At 57.4% G+C, this 3,544-nt stretch carries 2 protein-coding genes and 1 pseudogene; 1 reads left to right on the top strand and 2 read right to left on the bottom strand.

Annotated elements, in window-relative coordinates:
* Window positions 1-807 precede the first annotated feature (807 nt).
* A complete protein-coding gene (locus JQ611_RS41335; RefSeq protein WP_249133864.1) occupies window positions 808-1,974 on the bottom strand; it encodes a CynX/NimT family MFS transporter in 1,167 nt (388 codons plus the stop codon).
* 684 nt (window positions 1,975-2,658) lie between these two features.
* Between JQ611_RS41335 and JQ611_RS41330 the strand changes: the two genes are divergently transcribed.
* Window positions 2,659-2,907, top strand: a complete 249-nt coding sequence (locus JQ611_RS41330) for a DUF6894 family protein (protein ID WP_212000747.1) — start codon at window positions 2,659-2,661, stop codon at window positions 2,905-2,907.
* 214 nt (window positions 2,908-3,121) lie between these two features.
* Here the strand turns inward: JQ611_RS41330 and JQ611_RS41325 are convergent.
* Window positions 3,122-3,544: pseudogene (locus tag JQ611_RS41325) on the bottom strand (ABC transporter substrate-binding protein); the annotation flags it as partial.

Raw genomic sequence — 3,544 nt, 5'->3', positions numbered from 1 at the left:
ATTACGTTCCGCGCGATCCCGGCTATATGTGAGTGGTTGTCGATTCCCTTCCTCGTAGACGTCTGCAATTGGCACTTTTGAGACATGCCGACCGGCCCTGACGATGTCTGCTTCCGCGGGAAAACCGGAAGTAGTCTGCCGACGACCAAAGTGGGGCGATTGGCCCATAGCGGACATTGGTTCAGACAGGCTCTTGATCTCCATGTTCCCGTTGCTTGCTCCCGAAGTAGCCTATGAGACCCGCAAGTAGGACTGGCGGGAAAAGGGCGAGGTGAACCATAGCCAGTAGTGTCCCCCAAGGAAGCAACTTTCCAATGGTGGGGCGTTCAAGCATGGTCGTGGCAACGAGGGTAACTATTTCAGTCAGAACGACGCACGATTGCCAACTCCGCAACCGGGAGCCAACCAGTACGCCCGGGAGAATCGCAAAGGCGAACATTGCGGGCCAGAGCAGCGCGTACGAAAAACCTATCAGGTACCAACGGTCTCCTCCGACGACGGCGGACAAACCGACGAATGCTCCGAGCAGGAGCGCTGCAATGGCCATTTTCATGCAAAGGTTGTGGCGCGGATTTCCTAAAACTCAATAAATAATTCGGCCTAGTAGCCGATGCATGCTGGGCTGCCTTGGCACCTTTCGGACCTGCCGAACCTCGCAGCGAACGTCGGCTATGAGGGGTAAACCGGAAATGCCTCGGACATCGCCAAACCGACGCGATTGACCCAGAGCGGACAATGCGCAACATACCGATGAGGTAATGCAATAGTCCGCCTGCGCAATGTTGACGCGCGGTCCGTCCCGAAACGTCACGCAGGCTTGGTTGTGAACGCCGGAATGCGATTGCCAAGCCAAAGAAGCAGCGGGCAGGCGAGGATCATAGCGGCGCCGAAATCAAGAGCAGACGCTGCGCTACCGGCCCATTTGCCGATCGCGCCCGCAGCGGCGGGTCCGAGCATCATGCAGACATAGAAGACGGTAAAGAATAGACCCATGCCGATCGCACGTGTTCCCGGCTGCAGCACCTTCGCCAGCAGACCCATGATTGGACCTGCCGGCAGCCCGGAAATAGCGCCAAGCGCCATGACGGTCGCTATCACTGCGCCGCTGCGCGGCAATGCCAGTAACAGTGCACCGAAGGCGACACAGCTGACTACGATAATTTGCTGCGGACGTCGGAATCGGTCCGCAAGGAAGCCTCCGAGGGGAACGGTCACGGCCGAGATCCATAAGACTATGCTGATGGCCGAACCTGCGGCCGCAATCGACCATCCTTGCTCGACTAGCATCGATGGTCCGAAGCTAAAGATCATTGCGACTCCAATGTTGAAGAAGCCCCAGATCAGTCCCGCCGTGACGAGCGCCATGACGACAGCACGGCCGAGGTGCCGACTTGCAGGTTGGGACTGCACAGTATCCGGTGGCGCGCGGTAGCAGACCCCGAGCAGCAGCATGCAGCTGCCGATGAAGGCGGCTACGCCGAGGTGCACAGCGCTGACGCCAAGGCGTGTGCCGAGCAGCGGCAGCAGCAACAGCGACAGCGCGATGCCAACCGGCCAAGAATTGATAAAGATCGCCATTGCGGTTGCGGTTTCCTTTCCGGCGAACCAATCTGTCAACATCTTCGTCAGCACGACGCTCATTATCGCGGCGCCGGCGCCGGCGACCAGTCGGCCTGTGATCTGCAGCGGCCACGACGGCGCCAATGCCATCAGCACGCCACCGGCGAGCATGAGGGCAAGCGCGCCGAGTACGGTTGCCTTGTCGCCGAACCGCTGACCGAAGGCGCCACCGGGCAGTGCCAGTGCAATTCCGGGGGCGTGGTAAAGGCCGATCAGGATGCCGACGTCAGCAATGCTGAATCCAAGTTCGCGTGAAAACAACGGCGCCACTGCACCAAGGCTCGAAAACTGTACAGCCATGGTGGCACGCACAATGAACAGAACGGTGAGAACGCCCCAGCGGTTATTCAACATGGCGCCCCTCGTGCAAGAACTGCGCGGTTCCCGAATTAAATCAAGACGCAACGTACCGCCTGTTCATCGGGATGATCAACGGCGCGAACATTGGCTGGCAACTAGGGCCGGCTTTGCGGGCGGCCCGCTGGAGCCATCTTGGCTCGATCCTAAAATCTTGACTTCGGCGGGGTCTGTCCCATAGCGGACTCTCCGAACATGAAATTCATCGGCCCTCAGTGGCCTATTTTGGCCTGATTTGATTTGATGTTCACTTGTGCACTGCGCATAAGTTCCATGGCGGTATCGACACCGTCGATGGAACAAAGGGCATCGAATATGGCATAGTCCACACAACCAGCCCGGATGGCTGGAGGTGGATCGTCTACCTGCCCGGCCGGCAACCAAAGACCGGCACCATAGAAGCCGGGAAATCGCGCTTGGTCTTGCTCAAGCGGCCATAGATAGAGCAGTTAAAGTGAAGCGCACGAAGCCAATTGCGAAGAAGTAAGGCCGCCTCAGTTGGCGGCTTCTTTGTTCATGGGGAAGTACACTCAGTTGCACCGGCTCTTTCCCATAGTGCGGAGCCACTTTGTCTCGCAATTCCTTAATCGTTGAGCATGTTTTGCTCATGCCAATATAGGAACCAATCGATTGTCGATCCGATTGATTCATTGGGCGGGCTCCTAAAATCGGAGTTGCCACATGGCTCGCTTTTATTTTCATCTTCGTAAGATGGGCCAACTCGCGGCCGACGACGAGGGACTTGAATTACCAAACAAGTGGGCGGCCCTCCACGAAGCACAACAAGCCGCCCGTGAACTTCTCGCCGACGCGATCAAGTCGGGCAAAGACAAGGTTCCCGAAGCGTTCGTCATAGCGGATGAGCAAGGCCGAGAGATCGCCACACTACGACTAGAAGCCCTGCTGCCAGAACCGCTTAAACGAAAGTAAGGCCGCCTACAGTTGGCGGCCTCTTTCATTCGTCGATGCAATCCATGTCGTCTATTGGCACCTTTCGGACATGGCTAATCTGGTGAGCGATGTCCGCTTCTGAGTGAAAAGAAGACATCCCAATTGATCAATTTGCGACCGGCCGCTTCTGGCGCGAAGCCGACATCGTCGCCGGTGGTATTCTAACGTCACTCCTGAACGACTTCCGTCTCAATCAGACGATTGTCTTCAGATATAGGCTTGGATCGAAGTACTTGCTCGCTGGCGTGAAGTCCTTGATATTGGCGTTCGCCATGAAGAAGTCGGTGGTCTGCTGTAGCCAGTTGGTGACGGTCCCGTCCGAATAGAGCTGCTTCCAGTCACGTGAAGTGAACATCTTCTGCGCCTTGAAGGACTCGTTGATGTCGGCCAGCGGCGTCTGGCTGTAATGGCCCTTCTGCAGCTTCTCCATCGCTTCGTTGCTGTTCGCGATGATGTAATCGTTGGCGTCGGCCCAGCCCCTGATCAACTTAGCGAGAGTTTCCTTGTTCGGTTCGTAATAGTCGTTGGCTGCTGCCCAGCCGCCAATGATGGCGGCCTGCGGATAGTACGCAGACGCATCGGCGAGCTTTATCGCGCCGGGGACCTTGTCGCGGGC

The organism is Bradyrhizobium sp. AUGA SZCCT0182, from assembly GCF_018130185.1.
GTDB lineage: Bacteria > Pseudomonadota > Alphaproteobacteria > Rhizobiales > Xanthobacteraceae > Bradyrhizobium.
The sequence above is the reverse complement of the archived record's forward strand: the minus strand, read 5'-3'. Positions and strand labels throughout refer to the sequence as shown.

Bases quoted from the DNA above. Each gene is read 5' to 3' on its own strand.
- JQ611_RS41335 (WP_249133864.1), bottom strand. From the start codon at position 1,974: ATGTTGAATAACCGCTGGGGCGTTCTCACCGTTCTGTTCATTGTGCGT.
- JQ611_RS41330 (WP_212000747.1), top strand. From the start codon at position 2,659: ATGGCTCGCTTTTATTTTCATCTTCGTAAGATGGGCCAACTCGCGGCC.